This window comes from Rhodococcus olei (assembly GCF_039540555.1).
GTDB lineage: Bacteria > Actinomycetota > Actinomycetes > Mycobacteriales > Mycobacteriaceae > Rhodococcus_G > Rhodococcus_G olei.
On record NZ_BAABFB010000009.1, the window covers coordinates 23,170 to 40,781 of the forward strand.

At 71.2% G+C, this 17,612-nt stretch carries 8 protein-coding genes; all 8 read left to right on the forward strand.

Features of this window, described 5'->3' with window-relative positions:
- Positions 1 to 1,257, forward strand: a complete 1,257-nt coding sequence (locus tag ABD951_RS01270; protein WP_345341269.1) for an MCE family protein — start codon at positions 1 to 3, stop codon at positions 1,255 to 1,257.
- Positions 1,254 to 2,303: an MCE family protein gene (locus ABD951_RS01275; RefSeq protein ID WP_345341271.1), complete on the forward strand. Its 1,050-nt coding sequence runs from the start codon at positions 1,254 to 1,256 to the stop codon at positions 2,301 to 2,303. The genes ABD951_RS01270 and ABD951_RS01275 overlap by 4 nt, the downstream gene beginning before the upstream one ends.
- Positions 2,303 to 3,346 carry an MCE family protein gene (locus tag ABD951_RS01280; protein ID WP_345341365.1) on the forward strand — a complete coding sequence of 348 codons (1,044 nt, stop codon included), beginning with the start codon at positions 2,303 to 2,305 and terminating at the stop codon, positions 3,344 to 3,346. Before ABD951_RS01275 ends, ABD951_RS01280 begins: the two co-directional genes overlap by 1 nt.
- Positions 3,343 to 4,485, forward strand: a complete 1,143-nt coding sequence (locus tag ABD951_RS01285) for an MCE family protein (RefSeq protein ID WP_345341273.1) — start codon at positions 3,343 to 3,345, stop codon at positions 4,483 to 4,485. The genes ABD951_RS01280 and ABD951_RS01285 overlap by 4 nt, the downstream gene beginning before the upstream one ends.
- Positions 4,485 to 5,546, forward strand: coding sequence for an MCE family protein (locus ABD951_RS01290; protein ID WP_345341275.1), 1,062 nt, complete (start codon positions 4,485 to 4,487; stop codon positions 5,544 to 5,546). Before ABD951_RS01285 ends, ABD951_RS01290 begins: the two co-directional genes overlap by 1 nt.
- Complete coding sequence (locus ABD951_RS01295) at positions 5,543 to 6,760, forward strand: MlaD family protein (RefSeq protein ID WP_345341277.1); 1,218 nt, start codon at positions 5,543 to 5,545, stop codon at positions 6,758 to 6,760. Before ABD951_RS01290 ends, ABD951_RS01295 begins: the two co-directional genes overlap by 4 nt.
- Complete coding sequence (locus ABD951_RS01300; protein ID WP_345341279.1) at positions 6,747 to 7,349, forward strand: mce associated protein mas1a; 603 nt, start codon at positions 6,747 to 6,749, stop codon at positions 7,347 to 7,349. The genes ABD951_RS01295 and ABD951_RS01300 overlap by 14 nt, the downstream gene beginning before the upstream one ends.
- A 772-nt stretch (positions 7,350 to 8,121) precedes the next feature.
- Positions 8,122 to 17,610, forward strand: coding sequence for an amino acid adenylation domain-containing protein (locus ABD951_RS01305; protein WP_345341281.1), 9,489 nt, complete (start codon positions 8,122 to 8,124; stop codon positions 17,608 to 17,610).
- Positions 17,611 to 17,612: the final 2 nt, after the last annotated feature.

The window sequence follows — 17,612 nt, forward strand, 5'->3', positions numbered from 1 at the left end:
GTGGACCGATTCACGGGACGCTCCCGGGCCCGGCTCGCGCTGCGCGGGCTCGTCGCGGTTCTGGTCGGCGTGGTGGTCGCGGTCCTGATGGTGTTGCGGGGATCGGGCAACCTGCACCGCGACCCCGAGATCACGGTCGCGATCCCCGCCTCGGCCGGACTGATCACCGCGGAGGCACCGGTGCGCTACACCGGCGTGAACGTCGGCCGGATCGCCGGGATCGACTCGGGCGCCCAGTCGTCGGTGGTGAGCCTGCAGATCGCCGCGAACTCGATCGGGCAGATCCCGTCGACCGTGCAGGCGCGGGTCGTGCCGCGCACATTCTTCGGCGACATCTTCATCGACCTCGTCGACGACCCGGGCACCGCGCCCGACCCGGCACCGCTCGCGGACGGCGACACCATCACCGTGGACCAGGGGCCGGACGCCGTCGCGCTGTACGGGGTCTACACGAAGATGGTCGACCTGCTCGACCGCATGAAGCCGCAGCAGATGCAGACCGCGCTGACCGCACTCGGCCACGCACTCGACGGGCGCGGCGAGAAGATCGGACGCATCGTCGACCGGCTCGGGTCCGTGGCGCCGGCGTTGGCCCCGGCCGCCCAGCAGTTCCTCGACGCGACACCGGAGTTCACCACCGTCCTGTCCGCGCTCGACACCGCCGCCCCGGACGTCCTGGCCACCCTCACGGCCGCGACCTCGGTGTCGAACAACCTGGTCGCACACGACGGCGCGGTCGGGGCGATGTTCGGTGCGGCGGCCGGGTTCGCCTCCACCGCAGCGGGATTCCTCGGAGAGAACCGGCAGGCGATCACCACCGTCGTCGACGCGACCGGCACCGTGCTGGCGACCACGGCCGCCAACCCGGCCGGCCTGCGCGGCACCCTGTCCGGGGCGCAGGCGTTCGGCGACGCGGGCGCGCGGGTGTTCGCGACCGGCAAGTTCGACATCACCGCGGTTCCGACGTTCGAGGACCCGATGCCGTACACCGGCGTCGACTGCCCGCACTACGGCGACGAGTACGGGGCGCAGTGCAGCGGGACCCCCGATACGCGGGGCACCGCACGCCCCGGACCGCCCGTCGCACCGACCGCCGACACGGCGGCGGTCGTCGACGGCGCCCGGGAGGCGCCGGTGCTCGGGCTGCTCGAGTCCCAGCTGCGCGGGATCGCCGGACTGCCCGCAGCGGAACCGAACCCGGCGACCGTGATGATGCTCGGGCCGCTGGTGCGGGGAAGCGAGGTGACGATCCGATGACGATCGGCTGGGTACCGGTCGCCAAGGTGATCGGCTTCTGCGCCGCGGGGATCGCATCGGCGGTCCTCGTCGCGAACACCCTGCAGGTCCCGGTCCGCGGCGACACCGACCGCTACACGGTGGAGTTCACCGACGTCGAGGGCCTGACGGCGGGCAACTCCGTCATGATGGCGGGGGTCCGGGTCGGACGCGTCGACGACATCGCGTTCGCCGACGCCGGCGGGGGCACCAGCAAGGCCGTCGTCCGCATCGAGGTGCAGTCCGACCATTCCCTCAGTACCGACGTGACGGCCGCGGTCCGGTACGGGGACATGCTCGGCGCCCGCTACATCGCGCTGACCAACCCGCCCGGCACCGGCGTGCGGACGGTCGCGGTGGGCGGGCCGGAGGACGTCCTGAGCCCGGGCTCGACCATCCCGGTCGACCGCACCACGCCGCCGATCGACCTGACCGCACTGATGGACGGCTTCCGCCCGCTGTTCGACGCGCTGGCACCCGACCAGGTCAACGCCCTCACCCGTGGATTCGTCGAGACCTTCGGCGGCCAGGGCCGGACGGTGTCGACCCTGCTGACCCAGATCGGCGACCTGAGCACCGGGCTCGCCGACCGCCGGGGCGTGATCGAGCAGCTGATGGGCAACATGACCGCGCTGCTCGGCGCCGTCGACGCGCGCTCCCCCCAGCTCGAGCAGCTGCTCGCCGGCCTGAGCGGGCTCAGTTCGGCGATCGTCGGCAACAACGACCAGATCGTCGCGTTGCTCGGCGACGGCAACCGTGCGGTCGCCGATCTCGCACAGGCGATGGCCCGCTCCAGCGGGGCGTTCGGCTCCTCGCTCACCGACCTGACGTCGGTCACCGGCACCTGGGTCGAGAACACCGACGACTTCACCGCGTTCGTCGACCGGATGCCGGAGTTCGGGGCCGCGCTGAACCGGATCACCAGCTACGGCGGATTCGTCAACCTCTACCTGTGCAACATGATTCTGAAGGCGGGGGACATGGAAGCGAACATCTTCGGCTCCACCCACTCGCAGGTGTGCCAATGATGTTTCTGGTCAAGGTGATCGACGTCCTGGTCGGCATCACCGCGTTCCTGTTCAAAGGCGAGCGCCGGGGCAGCGGCACCCCGATGGCGCTGGGTGCGCTCGGCATCGTCGTGCTCGTCGGCGGGCTGGCCGTGGCGGTCGGCGCGCCGAAGGTGTGGTATCAGGTGCGGACGAGTCCCCATGTCGCCGAACTGGACAACGCCGGCGGCCTGTCCGCCGGCGACCCGGTGTACGTGGCCGGCGTGCCCGCCGGTCGCGTCGAGGGCATCGAGCTGGCCGGGGACCACGTGCGGGTCGACTTCCGGCTCGACAACCACCAGCCGCTCGGCAACCGGACCACCGCCACCGTCCGGCTCGAGACGGTGCTCGGCAAGCGCTACCTCGAGGTCGTGCCCGCCGGTGTGGACGACGGGGACACCGTCATCCCACTCGCCCGGACCACCGTCCCGTACAGCCTCGACGACGTCAGCCGGGACGCGACCGCGGCAGCGGGGGGAGTCGACCTGGATGCGATGAAGGCCATGCTCACCACCCTCTCGCAGGTGATGCCCGACGGCTCCGAGCAGATCGGGAAGGCGCTGACCGGGCTCAGTGGCGCCTCCGCCGCACTCGCGCGGAACGGGGAACAGGTCGACCAGCTGCTCGGGATGTCCCGCAGCCTGTCGGACCTGGTTGTCCGGCAGAGTGATTCGCTGGCCACGACCGCGAAGAACGCGCAGACCGTGGTGGCGGTCCTCGCCCTACGCAGGCAGGCGCTGACCGAGCTGGTCGACAACCTCGGGTCCGTCCTCGCGACACTGTCGACGACGATGACCGCGCACCAGGACGAGATCGGCCCGCTGGTCGAGAACCTGGTCGCCGTCACCGGCACACTGAAGACCAACGCGGCCGCCATCGACCGGATCGTGCAGAGGTTGCCGCCCGCGTTGCGGGCCGCGACGGACTCCACCGGCAACGGCGCCTGGACGGACGTCAACGCGCCGTCCGCGATCATCCCGGACAACATGCTGTGTGCCCTCGGCGTCATGCAGGGGTGCAGATGAGCACCCCGCCGGTGCCGACCGTCGGCGACGGCGACGGTGATGCTCCGCGGCGCCGCCGGCCGCTCGTCGTGACCGCACTGGTGCTCGTCGCAGCGGTGTCGACCGCGGCGTGGTACGTGTTCGCCGGCACCGACCGGTCGACGACCGTGTACGCGAACTTCGCCTACGTCGGCGGCATCTACCCCGGCAGCAAGGTGACCGTGCTCGGGGTCCCGGTCGGCACCGTCACCGAGGTGGACCCCCAGGGCACCACCGTCCGGGTCACGATGACCATGCCCGACGACGTGGTGCTGCCGGCCGACGCGAGTGCCTACGTGCTGAACCCGTCGGTGATCAGCGACCGGCACATCGAACTGGGCCCCACCTACCGGGGCGGCCCCACGCTCGCCGACGGCGCGCAGATCCCGCCCGAACGCAGCCACGCCCCGATCGACTTCGACGGACTGATGGGGAGCCTGAGCGCGCTCACCGAGGCGGTCGGCGGCAACGGACAGGTCGGCGACCTGCTGACCAAGGCGGCCGACGGGTGGCGCGGTCGCGGCGAGCAGTTCAACGAGGCGGTCCGGAACCTCAGCGCCGCAACCGGAGTCGTCGGGGCGAGGGCCGAGGACATCGGTGCCCTCGTGACGAACCTCGACGGTCTGATGGCGGCCCTGGACGCCCGTCAGGTCAGTCTCGACGCGCTGGTGTCCGACCTCGGCGCGGTCGGCGACGAATGGGCCGCACGGGGCGTCGACCTCACCGGACCGCTGCAGGATCTGCGGGTCGTGCTCGATCAGGTGAACACCTTCATGAGCCGGCACGGCGACGAGGTCGGCACGGTCGCCGACAACGTGCGCGTGCTCGGCGACACGGTCGCCGCCAACCAGGCCGGCCTCGCGGAGTTCATGGACCTGGTGCCGCTGCTGATGCAGAACCTCTCGAACGGCATCGACGACACGAACCGCGGCCGGATCCGGCTGAACGTTTCGACCGCGCTGACCCAGTTCGCGGCCCTGAAACCGCTGTGCGAGAAGTACCCGCTGCCGCTGTGCACCGGTGCCGGCCTGACCAATCCGATCTCGTTCCCGATCAGCGCCTCCGACCCGCTCGGCATCGTGTCCGCGCTCGGCGGTGCCCGGCAGCCCGAGGGGAACTGATGCGACACAGGACGATTCGGCTGGTCGCGGTCGCCGCCTGCGCGCTCGCGCTCACGGGGTGCGGGGTCGGCATGCAGGACCTGCCGCTCGGGCGCACCGCGGACGGCCCGGCCTACACGGTGACCCTCCAGTTGGCCACCGCCGAGGGTCTGCTGCCGGGCGCCGACGTGCGCACCGGCCAGCGGGTGATCGGCCGGGTCCGATCGCTCGCCACCGACACGATCGGGGCGACCGCCCGCCTGAGCCTGGAACAGCAGACCGAACTGCCCGCCGACGTGCTCGCCTCGGTGGAACTGCCGTCGGCGCTGGGCAACCCGTTCATCCGGCTCACCCCGCCGCCGGACCCGTCGGCGCGGCCGCTCCGGGACGGGGACGTGATCGTCGAGTCCGCCACGACGATCGGACCGCAGGTCGAGAGCGCGCTGGCCACTGTCGGCACGATCGTCACCGGCAGCGGGCTCGGCCAGCTGCAGACCGTCGTCGAGGAACTCGACGCCGCGTTCGCGGGTCGCTCCGGCGAGGTCCGCGGCCTGATGGACACGATGAACACCCTGATGGCCACCGCGAACGCGAATCGAGGGGAGTTCGACGCGGCGATCGACACGGCGACCCGGATCAGCGGTCGGCTGACCGCGCAGCAGTCCGTCGTCGACGGATATCTCGACGCGATGCCCGCCGCGGTTCGGGTGCTCGGCGCGCAGCGCGACAGCATCGCGTCGCTGCTGCGCTCGACCACACAGCTCGCGGAAACCGCCGACGCGGTCGCAGGCGGCGGACCCGACGGCCTGGGCGGCATGATCTCCGACGCCTCGACCGTGGTCGCGACGCTCGCGTCCTTCAACTCCGAGATCGGGGGGACCCTCGACTCGATGAACACCTTCATGGGCAACTTCATCCGTTCCGTCCACGGCGACTACCTGAACTTCGACGGTGCCCTCGACGTCCCGGCGAGCATCCGGAAACTGCTCACCGGCGGCCCGCTCCCGGGCGGGGCGGCGTCGACGCCGGTGGCAGGCACCGCGGGCGACCTGGCGGCACTGCTGCGGGGAGGACACCGATGAGACGACTCGTGCTGGTCCAGCTGATCCTGTTCGGCCTCGTGTCCGTGGTCGTGATCCCGTTCGGTGTCGACTACGTGATCGGTCCGCAGGCGTTCGGCACGCCCGTCCGGGTGTACTCGGTGATGACCGACGCCCGGGGACTCACCGCCGGGACCGCCGTCACCTACCGCGGCGTCGCCGTCGGCAAGGTCGCCGGCGTCCGGCTCGATCCCGACGTCCACGGCGCCCGCGTGGACTACGAGCTCGACCCCGGCACCCGGATCCCGGTGGACAGTGTTGCCAAGGTCGGGATGGGCACCGCCGCCGGTATCCAGAACGTCGACATCTATCCGAACACCTCCAGCGGGCCCTACCTGCGGGACGGCGATCAACTCGCCGCACCGGACGCCGAGCAGCCGGTGCAGATGGGGGAACTGATGACCCAGGCGTCGCACCTGATGTCGGGCATCGACCCCCAGGCGGTCAGCGACCTGGGCACCGAACTCGGCGCGTCGTTCGACGGCCTCGGCCCGGCGATGGCCGGCCTGATCGACCAGGGCGACACGCTCACCGCGACCCTCGACGAGCAGGCGCCCGCGCTGACGTCGCTGCTCGGGCGGACCGCCCGCCTCGTCACGACGATGGCCAGACAGTCGGGTGCGTTCGTCCGTGGGATGGGCGCCGCCCGCAACTTCACCGAGCAGCTCGACAGCAACGCACCCGTGCTCGTGTACCTCGCCGACACCTCACCGGCGGCCCTCGGCCGCGCGCAGGACCTGTTCGACCGCTACCACGACACGTTCGGCGCGGTCCTCGCCAACCTCGTGACGGTGGTCCCGATCGTCGCCGACCGGGACGCGTCGCTGAGCGCCGGGCTCGTGGACATCCCGCGCGGCCTCGGCAAGCTCGAGTCGATCGTCACCGGTGACCGCGCGAACTTCACCCTGGTCGCGACGCAGGGGCAGGTGTGCAACTACGACACCTTGCGCCGGGCGGTCGGTGACGAGAGCCCCACCCAGCCGAATCTGACCTATTACTGCCCGCCGGGCAAGAACATCGCGCAGCGTGGTTCCCGCAACGCGCCCCGGCCCAACGACCTGGGCCTGCAGAACGCCACCACGCCGGGAACCCCGATCGGTCCGCCGGTCGTGGCGGACCCGATCCTGATCCCGACCGGCGCGCAGGCACTGGACCAGTGGACGAAGCTCCTGGAGGATCTCGATGGCCCACGATGACACCCCGGCGCCCGCGGGCACCGGCACGCGGACCCGCACCGCCGAGGACGCGACCCCCGAGGCGGTGGGCGCGCCGGAACCCGAGCCGCGGACCGGCGGCGGACTCCGCGCCCGAGTGCGGTGTCCCCGGGTGCTGCCGGCCCTGCTTCTCGTGCTCGCCCTGTTGGCCGCGTCCGTGACACTGCTCCTGCAGGTGCTCCACGACCGGGAGACCGACCGGTTGCGCACCGAGGCGACGGACACCGCCCGGGACTACGCGGTCGCGCTGTCGTCGTTCGACTACGAGAGCCTGGACGCGAACCGGGACGTGATCGCCGCCCGGTCGACCCCCGAGTTCGCGGGCAAGTACAACCAGATGGTCGACGCACTCCGTCAGATCGTCACCGACGGCAAGGGAAAGGCCACCGCCACGGTCGAGCACGTGGGCGTCGAGTCCCTCGACACGGGCCGCGCGGTCGTGCTGGTGTTCGCCGACCAGCAGGCGACCAACGCGGTCTCACCGCAGGGCAACACGCAGAAGTACCGGATGGTCGTCAGCCTGGTTCGGGACGGTGACCGCTGGCTGGTCGACGACGTCGACACCAGGTAGAGACCGGGTTGCGGCGGTCCCATGGGCCGTCGCGAGACCTCGCCGTGATCGGGGCACCGTGTCGGTGTCCTGGTGGAGGATTCGAGCCGAACACGGCGAATTGCCCGGTACGCGGGGCGGGGGACGGCGGCACCAGGGCAATGCGGGGGATTCATCCTGGCATGTGGGAGGATCACGGGCGGCTTTCGCTCGGGAGCGGACGCCGAGTGTCATCGTCTCGTATCGGGGGGAAGTAGCTGTGAGGAGTTCTCGGAACCAGCCGAGATCCGGTTGTTACCGGACGGTCGTTATACGTAACGGGGTGCCGAGCCGACCCGATATGGTGATTGGCCGAGGCCGACAACTCGTCGGCCGGAACACCGGAAGGAGACTCGGCGAGGTGGTTGAACTACACGACGTTCCTCCGGGTCCGGGACGTTCCTCCGGCTGGGTGACTTCGGGGCGGGCGAATTCGACGTGACCGGGTGAGGGGCCGCGGGGCCGCCGCCATCCGACCCACGTGAACAGGGGCGACACGGCGGTTTGCGGTCAGTCTCGATCAGAGGGGACAATGACCGGCTTCGTGTGACTTTTCCCCTGTCCCACAGGTGAGACGTTCGATGTGTGCGAGCCTGAGCGGTCTGTGCACGTGGTGGACGAAGGTCGGTGGGGCGGACCACGCGGAAGCAGAGAAGAACAGACGCAGGTCGGTGCGTTCGAGAACGGAGTAACTCTTTTGGTGTCGGGAGATGCAGCTGGAGCCAACGGTCATGTTCCTGAAGGAGCATTCCCGTTGTCGGTCGCACAGCGCGGCATCTGGTTCGCCCAGCACGCAGTGAGTGACGTTCCTCTCACGATCGCCCAGTACATCGAGCTTCGCGGGGACGTGGACCTCGACCTCTTGAGCGCCGCGAGCATTCAGACCGGGCGCGAGTTCGGGTCGGGATTTCTGCGCCTCATCGAGGCGGACGGCACGCCGTACCAGTTCGTGGACATGGACATGGACGACGCGGTCGGCTACGTCGACTTCCGCGACGAGACCGAGCCGATGGCCGCGGCCCAGGCCTGGATGCGCCGTCAGTACAGCGCCCCGGTCGACCTCCTGTCCGACCGGTTGGTCGTCGTCGACCTGCTGCACGTCGGCGAGGACCACTACCTCTGGTTCTGTCGTATCCATCACATCGCGCTGGACGGCTTCGGCGCGATGGCGCTGATCTCCCGGATCGCGGAGATCTACTCCGCCCTCGTCGAGGGACAGGAACCTCCCGCCGGCCGGGCGGAGTCGCTGGAGAAGATCGTCGAGGACGAGGCGGCCTATCGGGAGTCGGTCCGGTTCGCGAAGGACCGCGAGTACTGGGCGGAGCGCACGGTCGATCTTCCCGACGCGCCGAGTCTTGCCGGACGGGCCGCGAACATCGGCCTGCACGCCCACGTCGCGTCCGACGCGCTGCCCGACCTCGCGGCCGAGCTGCTCGCCGCGGCCGAGGCGGCCGCCAGCGGAAGCACCGCCCCGACCGCGGTCGCTGCGTTCGCCGCGTATCTCGCGCGGATGACCGACACCGAAGACGTGGTGCTGAGCCTGCCGGTGTCCGCGCGCACCACCGCGACCCTGCGTCGCTCCGGCGGCATGATGTCGAACATCGTGCCGCTGCGGCTCGCGGTGCCCGAGGGGACCACGGTTGCGGATCTGGTGCAGAGCGCCCGGCTGGAACTGACCGGCGCACTGCGTCGGCAGCGGTACCGCCACGAGGACATTCGCCGCGAGGCCGGTGGGGCGCAGGATCGTCGCGGGTTCTTCGGCCCGTCGATCAACATCATGCTCTTCCACAACGAGATCAAGCTCGGCTCGGTCGTCGGCCGCCAGAACGTGCTCACGACGGGGCCGATCGACGACCTGTCGCTGAACATCTACCAGGGTGTCGGCGGATCGCGGATCCACTTCGACTTCGAGGGAAACCCGAACCTCTACACCGCGGACGAACTGACCGGGCATCACCGCCGGTTCCTCGACTTCTTCGAGCGGTTCCTCGCCGCGGACGAGGACGCCCCGATCTCGGGCATTCCGGTGATGAGTGACGCCGAGCAGTCCCAGGTCGTCGCCGGCTGGAACGGGCCGGAGGTCGCCGTCCCGGCACTGACGGTCGTCGATCTGTTCCGGGATCAGGTCGAGCGCACGCCCGACGCGACGGCGGTCGTGTTCGGGGACCAGAAGCTGACGTACGCGCAGTTCCAGGCGCGCGTCAACCGGCTCGCGCGTGTCCTGATCGCTCGCGGTGTCGGACCGGAGTCGAAGGTTGCGCTGTCGATCCGCCGGTCCGTGGACTCGCTGGTCGCGATCTACGCGGTCCTCGCGGCCGGGGGTGCGTATGTCCCGATCGACCCCGACCACCCGGACGAGCGCACCGCCCTCGTGCTCGACAGCGCGCGGCCGCTGTGCATGCTGACCGTCGCGCGGGACCGGGTGCGGTTGCCGGGCAACGTCCCGGTCGTCGAGATCGACCGCGTCGACCTCGCGGGGATCTCGGACGCGCCCGTCACCGATGCCGACCGCACCGCCCCGCTGCACCCGGCGCACCTCGCGTACGTGATCTACACCTCGGGGTCGACCGGCCGCCCGAAGGGCGTCGCGATCAGCCATGCGTCGGCGCTCAACCAGATCCTGTGGGTGCGGGACACCTACCGTCTCGGGCCGCAGGACGCGATCCTGCAGAAGACGCCGGTCACCTTCGACGTGTCGGTGTGGGAGCTGTTCTCCCCGCTCGTCAGCGGCGCGCGGATCGTGATCGCCGAACCCGACGGGCACCTGGACCCCGGCTACCTCGCCGACGTCATCGAGCGGGAACAGGTCACCGCCACCTCCTTCGTCCCGTCGATGCTCTCGCTGTTCACGGCCGAGGCGGGCCGGGACCGGATCGCCGGGCTCCGGCTCGTCCTCGTCGCCGGCGAGGCGTTCCCGCCCGCGGTCGCGGAGGCGTTCCGCGCGGTGTGTGACGCCGAACTGCACAACCTCTACGGTCCGACTGAGTTCACCGTCCACGCCAGTGCCGGCGAGGTCGCGCAGGAGCTGGGTTCGACCGTGTCGATCGGGCGTCCGGTGTGGAACACCGAGGCCTACGTCCTCGACCACCACCTGCGACCGGTGCCGGTCGGATCGGCAGGCGAGCTCTATCTCGCCGGTGCGCAGACCGCCCGTGGCTACGACGGTCGCCCGGATCTGTCCGCCGCCCGGTTCGTGACCAACCCGTTCGCCGCGGACGGGTCCCGGATGTACCGCACCGGCGACCTGGTCCGGTGGGGAATCGACGGTTCTCTCGAGTACCTGGGGCGCACCGACTTCCAGGTCAAGGTGCGCGGCCTGCGGATCGAACTCGGCGAGATCGAGGCGGCGATGGGGTCGCACCCGTCGATCGCCCTCTCGGTCGCGGTCGTGTGCGACAGCCCGCTCGGGCAGCGTCTGGTCGGCTACGTCGTGCCTGCGCCCGGCCACGACGTGGACCCGGCGTCGATCACCGAGCACGTCGCCTCGGTGCTGCCGAGCTACATGGTGCCGGACCTGATCGTGCCGTTGGCCGAGATGCCGGTCGGGGCTTCGGGCAAGATCGATCGAAAAGCGTTGCCGGAACCGGAGTTCGGTCAGTCGGAGGGCGAGTTCGTCGCGCCGCGCACGCCGATGGAGGAGGCGCTCGCCGCCCTGGTCGCCGAGGTGCTGGGCCGGGACCGGATCAGCGTCGGCGAATCGTTCTTCGCGCTCGGTGGCGACAGCATCGTGTCGATCCAGCTGGCCGCGCGGGCGAAGGAGCGGGGTCTCCACTTCACCGCCCGCGACGTGTTCGAGCACAAGACCATCGCCTCGTTGGCCGAGGTCATCGTCCCGATTGCCGACGTGACGCAGCCGGCCACCCTCGACGAACTCCCGGGCGCCGGCGTCGGGTCGCTGCCGCTCGCCCCGGTCGTGCACTGGATGACCGAGCTGGGACCGGACTTCCACCGGTTCTCGCAGTCGGTGCTGCTCACCCTGCCCACCGACGTGGACAGGTCCGGCCTCGTCCGCACGATCGGCGCGGTCCTGGACCGGCACGACATGCTGCGGTCGTCGCTGCGCCGGGACCCGGAGTCGGGCTGGAAGATGACGGTCGCCGCGCCGGGGACCGTCGACGTCGACAGCCTGATCGAGACGGTCGAGTGCACCGACGCGCCGGGCAGCGACGCGATGGCGGCGACGGTGGCCGCCGCGGCAGAGCGCGCGGCCGACGCCCTCGACCCCGCGTCGGGTGCCGTCGTGCGGTTCGTGTGGCTGACCACGGCCGACCCCGCCGTCCGCGACCGCCTGCTCGTGGTCGCGCACCACATCGCCGTCGACGGCGTGTCGTGGCGGATCCTGGTGCCGGACTTCACGGTTGCCTGGTCCCAGGTCAGGCTCGGTCAGGCCCCCGAGCTGGCGCCGACGGGAACCTCGATGCGGCGCTGGGCGCACGGCCTCGTCAAGGCCGCCGGCAGCGCGGCCGTACATGGCGAACTGGACTTCTGGACGAGCACCCTCGCCGGCGCCGACCCCGACCTCGGCAGCCGGGTGTTGACCGACGCGGACACCGTCGCGACCACCGAACAGGCGCGGTTCGAGCTGTCACCCGAGACCACCCACGCACTGCTCACCGCCGTGCCCGCCGCGTTCCACGGCGGCGTCAACGACGGCCTGCTCGCCGCACTGGCCGTCGCGGTCGCCGCGTGGCGGCGTGGCCGCGGGGTGGACGAGCGTTCGGTCCTGATCAACGTCGAGGGTCACGGGCGCGAGGAGTCCCTGCAGCCGGGGGCGGACCTCGGGCGCACGGTCGGCTGGTTCACCAGCATGTACCCGGTCCGGCTCGACACCGCCGCCGTCGACCTCGACGACGCGCTGTCCGGCGGACGCGCCGCCGACGCCGCGGTCAAGACGGTCAAGGAGCAGTTGGCGGCCGTCCCGGAGCGCGGCGTGGGGTACGGCCTGCTGCGTCACCTGAACCCGGCGACCGCCCGGCAGCTCGCTGCGCTCGCGACCCCGCAGATCAGCTTCAACTACCTCGGGCGGGTCGCCGCGACCGACGTCCCGGCCGAGCACCGGGACATCGCGTGGGTTCCGGACACCGACACCTACGGATTCACCGGCAGCCGGGACGCGGGACTGCGCGCGGCGTTCGTCCTGGACGTCAACGCGGTGGTCGCGGACGGCGACGGCGGGCCGCGGCTCTCCGCCACGATCGACTACCCGGCGGGACTGCTCGACGCGGCCGACGTCGACGGGTTCACCGGGCTGTGGGCGCGGGCGCTCGAGGCGGTCGCGGCGCGCGCCGTCACACCCGGCGCCGGCGGCCTCACGCCGTCCGACCTCGGCCTGGTGCAGCTGTCCCAGTCCCGGATCGAGGCATTCGAGTCCCGCTTCGGCGCGGTGTCCGACGTGTGGCCGCTGTCCCCGCTGCAGTCGGGTCTGCTGTTCCACGCGGCCCTGGCGGACGGCGCCGCGGACGTCTACACCACCCAGCTCGTGCTCGACCTCGGCGGTGTCGTCGACACCGAACGACTGCGCCGCGCCGCGTGCGCACTGGTGGCTCGGCACCCCAACCTCAGGACCGCATTCGTGCACGACGATCTCGGCGTGGGCGTCCAGGTCGTCGTCGCCGACGTCGAAGTGCCGTGGCGCGAGGTCGACGTCGCCGGCCTGCCCGAAGCCGAACGCGACGCCGAGGTCGAGCGGCTGATCGCGGCGCAGCGCACGGACCACTTCGAGATGGCCGCGCCGCCGCTGATCAGGTTCCTGCTGCTGCGGCGGCCCGAGGGCCGGTTCAGCCTGGTCATCACCAACCACCACATCCTCCTCGACGGCTGGTCGCTGCCGCTGTTGATCCAGGATCTGCTGACGCTGTACGCCACCCAGGACGGCGTCGAGCCGCCGCGGTTCCGGCCCTACCGGGACTACCTGGCCTGGCTGGCCGAGCAGAACCTGCGGGTGTCCGCCGACGCCTGGACGGAGGCCCTCGCCGGGATCGAGCAGCCGACGCTGCTGGTGCCGGCGGCCGCCGACGAACACGTCACGACCACGGCACCGGCCGAGCTCACCGTCAACCTGTCCGACGACCTGCTCGACCGGATGACCGAGCGGGCCCGCGAGCTCGGCGTCACGATGAACACGCTGGTCCAGGCCGCGTGGGGTGTGGTCCTGGCCCGGCTGACCGGGCACGACGACGTCGTCTTCGGCACCACGGTCTCGGGTCGGCCGCCGCAGGTGCGGGGCGTCGAGTCGATGCTCGGCCTGTTCATCAACACGCTCCCGGTCCGGGTCCGCCTCGAACGTGACGACCGGATCGAGACGCTGCTGCAGCGGATCCAGGCCGAGCAGGCCCGGATGCTCGACCATCACCACCTCGGGCTGACCGAGATCCAGCAGGCCGCCGGTGTCGGCGTCCTGTTCGACACCCTGATGGTCTTCGAGTCGTACCCGCTCGACCGGGAGGCGCTGGCCACGTTCGGTGACCAGGCCGGCCTGCGGGTCCAGGACGTCACCTCGCACGACGCGACGCACTACCCGCTCGCGATCGTCGCGATGACGGATCCGGCGTTGCACCTGACCGCGAAGTTCCTGCCCGATGTGATCGGGCGGGACGAGGTCGCGGAGATCATGGCGCGGATCGTGCGTGTCCTGACCGCGATCGCGACCGATCCGGCCGGGTCGGTGCACGACATCGACATCCTCGGCGAGGACGAGCGTGCGCGGCTGCAGGGCGTCCGCGGTGAGGATGCGCTGCCGACGCGCACGCTGCCGGAGATCCTCGGCGCCGCGGCCGTCGCGAATCCGGCCGGCGTTGCGGTCGTCGCAGACGGGAGCGCGCTCACCTACGCCGAACTCGACGAGCGTTCCAACCGGCTGGCGCGGGTGCTGCTCGCGCGTGGCCTCGGGCCGGAGTCGGCGGTCGCGCTGGCGTTGACGCGGTCGATCCACTCGGTCGTCGCGACCTGGGCGATCGCCAAGACCGGCGCGGCATTCGTCCCGGTCGATCCGCGCTACCCGGCCGAACGAGTCGCACTGATGATCACCGACTCGGGCGCCACGGTGGGGCTGACGACCGGTGCTCGCCGCGCCGGCCTCCCGGACACCGTCGACTGGCTGACCCTCGACGACGAGGCGACCGTCACCGAGGTGGCCGGGGCATCGGCGGCCGCGGTCACCGACGCCGACCGGCACCGGCCGGTGTCGGCCTCGAACGTCGCGTACGTGATCTACACCTCGGGTACCACCGGGCTGCCGAAGGGCGTCGAGGTCACCCACAGCGGCCTGGCGAATCTCTCCGAGTACCAGCGGCAGAACTACGCGGTCACCCCGTCGTCGCGGGTGCTGCACTTCGCGTCGCCGAGCTTCGACGCGTCGGTGCTCGAACTCCTCCTCGCATTCGGAGCGGCGGCGACGATGGTGGTCGCCCCGGCGGAGAACTACGGCGGCGAGGAACTCCACACGTTCCTGGCCGAGCACCGGGTTACCCACGCCTTCATCACGCCGGCCGCGCTGGCCACGGTCGACCCCACCGGGCTCGACGCGCTGGAGGTCGTGGTCGTCGGCGGTGAGGCCTGCGCACCCGAACTCGTCGAGCGGTGGGCCCCCGGGCGCCGGATGTTCAACGGATACGGTCCCACCGAGACGACCGTGATGAGCAACATCAGCAGCCCGATGACGCCGGGCCGGCCGATCGACATCGGTGGTCCGATCCGTGGCGAGACCGGCTACGTGCTCGACGCCGGCCTGCGACCGGTGCCGGTCGGTGTCAGCGGCGAGCTGTACATCGCCGGATCGGGCCTCGCCCGCGGCTACCACGACCGACGGTCGCTGACGGCCGAGCGCTTCGTCGCCAACCCCTTCGGGGCCCCCGGCGACCGGATGTACCGCACCGGCGACATCGTGCGGTGGGCGCCGGACGCCGACCGTCCGGGCCGGCTCGTCGTCGAGTACGTCGGTCGTAGCGACTTCCAGGTGAAGGTGCGTGGCTTCCGCATCGAGCTGGGTGAGATCGACGCGGTGCTCACCCGGCACCGCGGCATCGAGTTCGCCGCGACGATCGGTGCCACCGCGCCGTCGGGCGCGACCGTGCTGGTCAGCTACGTCCTCGCCGGGACGGGCGCCGACCTCGACCACGACGAGGTCGGCGAGTTCGTCGGCGAGCACCTGCCTGCGCACATGGTGCCCTCCTCGATCATCGAGCTGGACAGCATCCCGCTGACGACGGTCGGCAAGCTCGACCGCCGGGCGCTGCCCGCGCCGGTGTTCGGTTCGGATCTCGAGGCGTACGTCGCCCCGGCCACGCCGGCGGAGGCCGCCGTCGTGTCGGTGCTCGCCGAGGTGTTGGGGCTCGACCGGGTCTCGACGACCGACTCGTTCTTCGACCTGGGCGGCAACTCGTTGTCCGCGACGAAGGTCGTCGCCCGCGTGAACGCGACGATGGGCGCCGCGATCGGGGTCCGGGACGTGTTCGAGGCACCGACCGCGGTGGAGCTGGCCGTCCGTGCGGCGGGCGCCGCCGGTCAGGCACCGGCGGTGCCGCTGGTCGCCGGCGAGCGACCGGAGCGGGTGCCGCTGTCGCTGGCCCAGCAGCGGATGTGGCTGATGAACCGGCTCGACCCGACGTCGCCGGTGTACAACATCGCGATCGCGGTGCGCATGCAGGGCCGGCTGGACCTCGCGGCACTGGAGGCCGCGGTCTCCGACGTGCTGGCCCGGCACGAGTCCGTGCGCACCGTGTACCCGGCGCACGAGGGGGTGCCGCACCAGGTGGTGCTGCCCGCGTCCGAGGTGACCGTCGACCTGCACCCGGTTCCGGTCGCACCGGACGCGGTCACCGCGTCGGTGATCGAGTTCGCCTCGGAGGGATTCGACGTCACCACCACCGCTCCGCTGCGTACCCGGCTGCTGCGGGTCGCCGACGACGACTTCGTCCTCGCCCTGGTCGTGCACCACATCAGTGCGGACGGATCGTCGATGGCCCCGCTGGCGCGGGACGTGATGCTCGCGTACGCCGCGCGCACCGCAGGTCAGGCACCGGCCTGGCAGCCGCTGGCGGTGCAGTACGCGGACTACGCGCTCTGGCAGCGCGCGGTGCTCGGGTCCGAGGACGATCCGGACTCGCTGGCCGTCCGCCAGCTCGACTTCTGGGAGCGGGCGCTGGCCCGCATGCCCGCGGTGATCGAGCTGCCGGTCGACCGTCCCCGGCCGCCTCACCAGTCGATGCGGGGCGGCAAGGTCGACTTCACGATCGACCCCGAGCTGCTCACCGCGCTGCAGGCGACCGCACGTCGCGCCGACGCCACCCTGTTCATGGTGCTGCACTGCGCGTTGGCGGCGCTGCTCGCGCGGCTCACCGGCAGTGCGGACATCGCGATCGCCACCCCGGTGGCGGGTCGGGGCCGGGCCGAACTCGACGATCTCGTCGGCATGTTCGTCAACACGCTCGTGTTGCGGACGGAGATCGACGGCTCACGCGGCTTCGCGGACGCCCTGGCGCGGGCGAAGAAGGCCGACCTCGAGGCGTTCGCCCACGCGGACGTCCCGTTCGACAGCGTCGTGGAGCGGCTGAACCCGGTCCGGTCGTCGGCCTACTCTCCGCTCGCACAGGTGATGCTCTCGTTCGAGAACCTGCGCCGGCCGAAGCTGGAACTGCCCGAGCTCACCGCCACCGAGTACGACGGCGGCCTGGTCCTGGCGAAGATGGACCTGCAGCTGACGTTGCAGGAGATCCTCGACGAGACCGGTGCCGTGACCAGCCTGGACGCGTCGTTCGTCTACGCCGCGGACCTGTTCGACGAGGAGACGGTGGCGCAGTTCGCGGACCGGTTCCTGTTCCTGCTGCAGGCGGTCACCGACGACAGCCGGATGGCGGTCGGCGACATCGACGTCTGGGACGCGCCACGCGTCGTCGAGCGCGCGGCGGCCGCGCCCACCGTCGACGACCTGCCCAGGCTGGTCGCCGAGGTGGCGGAGTTCGCGTCCGCGGAGATCGCACTCGAGCACGACGGCACCCGCGTCACGTACGGCCAGATGGACGAGCGGCTGAAGCTGCTGACCGCATCGCTGGCGGATCGTGACATGGCCGTCGAGGTGATCGTCACCACGGCCCTGACCAGCCTGGTGCCGACCATCCTGCTCGGGGCCGGCGGGAGCGGGGCGGGTGACGGGTTCACCGACATCGTCGACGGCTTGGTGGTGAACAGCCACACACGCGTCGAGGCGTACCGGGCCGAACAGATCCGCGTGGTCTCCGGGGGTTGATG